Genomic DNA, 6,414 nt, shown 5'->3' with positions numbered 1-6,414 from the left:
AAAAAAAGGTATTAGCAAACTAACACTTCCTTGAACAACCATCATATTTAACGTTGAAAAACTTTTTATATATCCGATATATATACTCATATAACTGATAAAATATATGTTGCAAACATAAATATATACGGATAAAAATGAAGCAATCACAGTTATTTGAAATCAAAGAGGAATAAATTGAAAAACCTTTATTTCTTATCTCCTCATTTTCTGTATGTATTCTATATAAAGGTGATTCAATCAATGTCTTTCAAAAAAACATTAATATTAAAGAGATTACTCCAACTGAGATAAATTCTATTCTCCAGGCGTACTCATATGATGTTGTATTTACAATATAAGTGATTAAGATACCGGTGAACATATCAGATGATGAAGCCACGCCAATCCAACTTCTCTTTTTTGAACGCTCTATTAGAAAAATAGATGAGTTATTAAACTCTCCAGCTACTGCTGTACTTTGTATGAAACGAAAAAATAAAAGAAGAGAAGGAGATATGATTCCAACCGTTTCGTAGCTAGGAATCAGTCCTATACCAATAGTTGCTAATCCCATCAACATTGCACTGATTATGAGTGGTTTTTTTCCTTCCGTTAATATCGGAATGTAATCCGAATATTAAACCACCTATTGGATGACCAAGATACGATATAGAAAAAATAGAGTAGGTTAATATAATAGCAATATCACCAATTTTATCAGGAAATAAAAGTTCGCTAATTATGCCAATAAGATACATACATAAAGCGTACTCTACCCATTCAATATAAACAATTGATGAAGTCAACAATGTTATTTTATATTTTTTCACTGATTATTGTTATAGTTATATTTCTTAAATGAAAGATATTCATTAACTCATAGAAAATAACATAATTGCTTTTTACTTTCAGAAAATTCTAGGTACGCCTTGTCTGTAAACTGTTTCTACATCCCTATGCTTCTTTTTTGTACAACAGAACCATATCCAACTTTCTATCAGAAAGTTCGAGTTATATTGGACGACTTATGAACCAGTGATCACTGGATTTTCCAGAATAAGAGACGAAATTTGTTCCAAGTGATCTTACTTTTTATTTTGATTATGCATTACGTGGATTATAAATTAGATATTCCTTTACAGGACGAGGTTTTTTACTTCTACGGTTTGCATGATTCGATCGATGAATCAAGTAGCGTTCACCATTGCGTTCAACCATTTCCCCAACCTTCACTTTTCCTAGTAGCTTCAGGCATTCTTTTGCTTTTCGACGATAGGTATCAAAGTCCACATCATTTGGAACACGCATAGAAATTACACCGACTACATTCTCATTTCGCAATGCAGCCCAAAATTTACCTAAACTAATTCCTGAAACAGGTTGATTATTACGAAAAAGTACTTTTCCCTCTAACATTGTTTCCTCCAAGTTTATTAATGTCGTTTTTTAGCGATGCAACAGTGTTAGCTTCAACTATAAAACTCAGTTTTTTATTACCAACTTCAAGAGTTAGTGTAAACTCATCTTCATTAATACTAAGGTAAACATCTGATGCTTTTCTGGCTTTTAGAGCAACATTCTCACTTTTGCTCTTGTCTTGTTCCCTTTTACTTTTTTTTAACCGTCTTGTCTTATTAGCTAATTCTTTGCTTGCTTTTCGAAAGTTGGTTTTCAACTTTCCACTTCGCCACTGATCGATCATCTTTAAAACTTCTTTAGGCTTGCTTTCAAATGCCTTAGCTAAGTTATATAGCACCTCAACATCTTGGCTTTCTCCATCAATAGATAAGCCTATAACAGCGTTTGGCGCATCCAACAAAGCAATATGCTTTGATACTTTAGCAGGGCTAATGTTTAAGAGTTTTGCAGAATATGCTTGGTCTTTCCCTTGAGATCGACATATATCCACCACGCGTTTTATTGCCATAGCATTTTCGATGGCTGGTATTTGCTCCCTCTGATTGTTTTCATCAATCTGAATTAGAAGAAAATGAAGTTTATCTAGATTACCACTACGAATAATTGCAATAACTTCGGGAATAAGATTCGATTCACAAATGGCTCGCCAACGACGTTCACCAGCAATGATTGGATATTGACCGTTAGGCAACTGATTACCTACTAATATGGGCTGCAATTGACCATTAGTTTCAATACTAATACGAAGTCTATCAAGGCTCTCTTGATCAAAATTCTTTCTAGGTTGATTTAGGTCGGGGATAAATTTTTCGACTGATAGCGATAAAAGACGACCTTCATCCTTAGCTTTTTTAACCAATTTAGTCATATCTAAATCGCAGTTTTCTAAAAGAAGTTCAGAAATCTTTTCTATACGATTTTTAACTGTACCTATTTTATATTTTCTCTTTTTATATGCAACCAGCTTATCTTTCATTGATACCATAATCTACCTCTTGATCCGATCTAAAAATTCTCGACTTAAAGCTAAGAATTGTTTAGCCTGAGCGCTCTTAGGAACATGTTGACGAATGGTTTTATTAAATGAACGGGCCTCTGATACTTTCACAGAATAAGTGATAATAACCTCAAATAACTTATCTCCGTAAACCTCTTTTAGATTATCTAGGTAAAATTCTTCAATATTGATCTTGTGTGAATCTTTACCGTTTACAAGAATTCCTAAAACATTAAGTGTAGGATTTAAGTGTTTTCTGTTAAGTAAAGCTGATTGAATCTGCTGTTTAACGCCATCAATGCTATCTTCATTTAACTCTGTAGGTATTACAATGTAATCAGAAGCTCCATGAGCTGAAGTCTGTAAAGTCCCTGCAGAAGGTGGGCAATCAATAAACACATGATCAAACTCTAATGCTAAGACTTCTATCTTGTCTTTAAAGTCATAAACGCAATTAACTGATTTCGTACCAATTTCGGCTAAGTGTTTTGTAGCACCTATAATGTAAAGGTCTTCTCTCACCTTCAGTGGTTCTGGCATCTCATCTTTTTCGTATAACCAAAAAGCATTGCTTACACCTGGCAAAACCTTTTTTGAACAGAATGTGATTCTATCAGTGACTTTGATCATTTCAGATGGTAACTCATTACTCAAAATTGCTTTGGTTAAATTACCTTGCGGATCATTATCTATCAGCAACACCTTATTCCCAGCTTCTGAAACTTCTTCTCCCAAGTTACGGCAAACGGTGGTTTTACCAGGGCCACCTTTTTGAATAGATATGGAAGTAACCTTTCCCATTTTTTTCTCCTGATACGCGAACATTCGTAAACAACGATGTCATATAACCGACCAAAGAAAAAGCGAAAGCTGATAGGTGCTGTATGATTTTCTGTTTTGATTTGTATCAAGATACATATAATGGACATGCACCATCTGAATTAACCAAAATTGTTATTTGATCTCTAGTCTATGTCACCTGCGTTTTTAACTTGGATAAACACTATCCATTACATGCTTAATTTGAAAAGTATTAAGAATAATCAACTATATCAAATTATTAACAATAAGCATTGATTTTAAATATGATCTCAGTTTAGTACAAAACTGTGTACCAGTTCTTATTTTGTTCTGTTAGTTATTACTAGGACATGAACGGTATTGTGTATTGATCTAGTGAGAGGCTAAATTCTAACAATAATATGGCTTTTATTTTATGCAATAAAACACATAGTAAAAAATACTTTTGAGAAAATGAATTTATTGGTTAAACACGTTTTTTCCTCTTTCATCCATTACGCTCAAAGGTTTCGCTAGCGAAATTTGAACAACATTTTTACATTTCTTTTTTTAACTCTTTAATTAACAATGAAATTCCATGATGAGCTTCTAAGCAATTTTTAGCCAACATGTAAGCAGGTGTGGTGATAATTTTATATACATGGTCTTTGACTATGCCATCCACACTACAAGTAATATGTTCACCACCGCATGTTTTTATTGCATCAGCTGTGAACTGATCATTTCCAATCGTCAATTTTATTCCAGCGAATATTTTTGGTAACAAAGCAGGAGCAATACACATGTATGCTGCTGGTTTACTAAGTTCGTTAAACGCTCGCATTATGTTTGCAAATTCGTCGTTAATTGAACAATATGGACCTTCTAGTGCAAAAGTAGACAAATTTTTTGCTACTCCAAAGCCACCTGGTACTACCAACGCATCGAATTCGTTAGGATTGAGTTCAGAAAACGACTTGACTTTTCCGCGCGTTATACGTCCTGATTCGATGAGTACATTGCGTTTTTCTTTCATCTTTTCACCAGTAATATGATTAATGACGTCGTACTGATATATATCAGGAGCAAATACGCTATAATTAATTAGATTTCTTTCAAGTTCTAATAATGTGAAAACAACTTCGTTAATTTCTGAACCATCAAATACACCGCAACCGGATAATACTACTGCCGCGTTTTTAAATTTTTTGCTCATTTGAATTTCCTTTTATTTTGCATTATCGTTCTATATCTTTCTTCAAAGGTTCAGTTTAACTAATTATAATTAGGCACTCGATTAATTTGTTATATTAAAAAATGTCTTTATTTTTTCTCAAAAATTTTATTTGATATTGAAATATATACAATATACTGAATAGTTATCTAATAATTAGTTTTGAAAATACGTGAATAGTTATTTATTTCATTATAATGAAGAATTATTGGCAATAATAATTAAACTATTTTTGAATTCAATTCAGTTATTATTGTAAATAAACCCATAAAAACTAATGATACCAATCATAAGTAATTATGGATTACATAAAATCAAAACATTGATTTAAATGAGTGTCTCATAGATTTTTAGTTTACTCTACAGTCATAAAAAAAACATTTAACAGCTTAATTTTCTCAATACTTCTTGAGCTGTCAACCCATCATCCCAATTTAGATTTAAACTTTTCGCTTCATCTTGGTTCAGATAGCGATTTGCAATCACAAAAAAAAGAAATTCTTCACTTAATTTGTTTTTTTTTCCTTCGTATTTTTCTTTATAAATTTTTTTTCCCAAGACTTTATCAACAATCTTATTTTTCGATTGTATGAACTTTAAATCGTATTTATAGTTCACTTTTACTTTATAAGCTTTTCTCATCCTGCGTTCTAAGATCTCCATGTTAATTTCTGTAAATTCCGTTTTATCTATCAGTTTCTTGACTGTTCTCTTAAAAAAAAGCTTATTGAAATTTTCATATGAATGGTAAGTTTTAAAATGGGAAAGACCAAGGGAATGCTTAAATTTATTTACTTGAATTGTTCTTGTTGTAGAATAACCAGAACTGATCCATTCTCTTAGTATTAAGTATAATTTTCCTACATTACTATCAGGTAGTTGCATCGCACTCAGCAAAAATTGACCTGTAAAATTATCCGTTAAATTAGAAATCAACGGTTCCATTTCTTTGGCAAATTTAATGTTTACTGATCCATTCCCTTTTGAGTACCAAGTACCGTCAGTCGCAATAGTAAATGGAGAAATTGCATCAGAAGGTAGGTTGTTATCCCGTTTCTTAAGTAAACCTTGATCTGCTTCTAAAACATAACCTCTTAATTCTTTCACCCCTTCCACCATCTGACGATAAGCTGCCGAATAATCAATTACACACAATTGTGCATAGTCCGAGACTCTTATTAGAAAAGATTTCGATGCATCAAATTTAATTATTACATTGTCTTTTTTTGACCAATCACGATCCAATTGAGCTAGACAAATAAATAATAATCTTTTTGCTGATAAGCTCATATTGATCAAAGCTGGTCTCGCATCATTTCGATGGTAAATTTTTTTTCTCATATGTAATTTATTCCACTTGCATTTAGCAGATTTTTTTCAATATAAAAAAACGGAGGATATTTGGGTACTTTCAAAATACAGTATCAATAAATTTATTGATACTGTTATTCTGACTAGATTATACTGTTATTCTGACTAGACTATACTGTTATTCTGACTAGACTATACTGTTATTCTGACTAGACTATACTGTTATTCTGACTAGACTATACTGTTTAATAGCAAAAAACATTATTTATCAAATGTTTAAAACATTACTAATATATTAATTTATTAATTAAAATAATATAAAATAAGGGTTATGAACTCTAAAGACTGTGGATAACTTTCATATCAACAATAAAATAACCAGTTCCTATTTTGATGAAATGTACATATCATATGGAATTTAAACTCCATTAAACATTCTCTAAAGCTAGAGAAAAATAGGCTATGAGGAGTATTAGTCATACTTAAAATCATCGCCTTAAAACGTTCCTGACGAATTTATACATTTTCATACTTTACACATTTAACTTATCAAGACTTATATACGAGATAATTATCCTATTTTAAATTTTTTTAAAAAAGTTAACCAATAATAGATGGAAGATTTTATGTTTAAAACAACAAGGTTATCGTCCTTTAGGATAAGTAGTAATGACCCAAAGTAGATAAAAAA

At 31.4% G+C, this 6,414-nt stretch carries 6 protein-coding genes; all 6 read right to left on the bottom strand.

Features of this window, described 5'->3' with window-relative positions; genetic code table 11:
• Positions 1–250: 250 nt before the first annotated feature.
• Positions 251–556 (bottom strand): hypothetical protein, encoded by a 306-nt coding sequence (locus CF67_RS02495; RefSeq protein ID WP_034413989.1) that lies wholly within the window; start codon positions 554–556, stop codon positions 251–253.
• A gap of 527 nt (positions 557–1,083) precedes the next feature.
• Positions 1,084–1,398, bottom strand: a complete 315-nt coding sequence (locus CF67_RS02490) for a hypothetical protein (RefSeq protein ID WP_034413986.1) — start codon at positions 1,396–1,398, stop codon at positions 1,084–1,086.
• Positions 1,370–2,386, bottom strand: coding sequence for a ParB/RepB/Spo0J family partition protein (locus tag CF67_RS02485; RefSeq protein WP_052538066.1), 1,017 nt, complete (start codon positions 2,384–2,386; stop codon positions 1,370–1,372). Before CF67_RS02485 ends, CF67_RS02490 begins: the two co-directional genes overlap by 29 nt.
• A 3-nt stretch (positions 2,387–2,389) precedes the next feature.
• Positions 2,390–3,199: a ParA family protein gene (locus CF67_RS02480; RefSeq protein ID WP_034413983.1), complete on the bottom strand. Its 810-nt coding sequence runs from the start codon at positions 3,197–3,199 to the stop codon at positions 2,390–2,392.
• 535 nt (positions 3,200–3,734) lie between these two features.
• Entirely contained in the window at positions 3,735–4,394 is a 660-nt protein-coding gene (gene elbB, locus CF67_RS02475) for an isoprenoid biosynthesis glyoxalase ElbB (RefSeq protein ID WP_034413979.1), read from the bottom strand.
• Between the two features lie 399 nt (positions 4,395–4,793).
• The gene (locus CF67_RS02470) at positions 4,794–5,753 is read right to left on the bottom strand and encodes a replication initiation protein (protein ID WP_052538064.1); all 960 of its coding nucleotides are present in this window, start codon (positions 5,751–5,753) and stop codon (positions 4,794–4,796) included.
• Between the last annotated feature and the right edge of the window lie 661 nt (positions 5,754–6,414).

This window comes from Candidatus Photodesmus blepharonis, from assembly GCF_000731795.2.
In the GTDB taxonomy this organism is placed as follows: Bacteria; Pseudomonadota; Gammaproteobacteria; order Enterobacterales; family Vibrionaceae; genus Vibrio; species Vibrio blepharonis.
The sequence above is the reverse complement of the archived record's forward strand: the minus strand, read 5'-3'. Positions and strand labels throughout refer to the sequence as shown.

Coding starts and splice junctions, on each gene's coding strand:
- CF67_RS02495 (WP_034413989.1), bottom strand. CDS start 556: ATGGGATTAGCAACTATTGGTATAGGACTGATTCCTAGCTACGAAACG.
- CF67_RS02470 (WP_052538064.1), bottom strand. CDS start 5,753: ATGAGAAAAAAAATTTACCATCGAAATGATGCGAGACCAGCTTTGATC.
- CF67_RS02480 (WP_034413983.1), bottom strand. CDS start 3,199: ATGGGAAAGGTTACTTCCATATCTATTCAAAAAGGTGGCCCTGGTAAA.
- elbB (WP_034413979.1), bottom strand. CDS start 4,394: ATGAGCAAAAAATTTAAAAACGCGGCAGTAGTATTATCCGGTTGCGGT.
- CF67_RS02490 (WP_034413986.1), bottom strand. CDS start 1,398: ATGTTAGAGGGAAAAGTACTTTTTCGTAATAATCAACCTGTTTCAGGA.
- CF67_RS02485 (WP_052538066.1), bottom strand. CDS start 2,386: ATGGTATCAATGAAAGATAAGCTGGTTGCATATAAAAAGAGAAAATAT.